This is a genomic window from Paenibacillus sinensis, assembly GCF_019904155.1.
Classification (GTDB): domain Bacteria; phylum Bacillota; class Bacilli; order Paenibacillales; family Paenibacillaceae; genus Paenibacillus_AQ; species Paenibacillus_AQ sinensis.
The window spans coordinates 36,953-37,330 of record NZ_JAHCMB010000210.1; positions in this window are offsets into that span (position 1 = coordinate 36,953).

The window sequence follows — 378 nt, forward strand, 5'->3', positions numbered from 1 at the left end:
TCCTGAATTGTATCTTGTAATGCTTCTGTTATTGAATTGCCATTCCCAACCCCGCCTTCGGGATAACCATCGAATGCATTTTTGATTCTCAAGTTTGTGAACCCCATGAACTTTCCATTTGTATTTTCATAGATTCTTATACGAAACTTGCCTGATGGAACATCTAGTTGAGTTATATCAAATTCAGCAACCNAGTCACTCTAATGCTTTTCCAGTCTTCATTTTCCATTTTTCACCCCGAGGGTTCATAAATATAAATACCAACTTACTCTCCCATTTCCCTTTTCATTAAGATTTTTACGTTATGGAGCAGATTATTCGCGTAACAATGAGCCGGCTCTATTTCCAGGATTTTTTCTGCCCACTCAATAGCTTGTT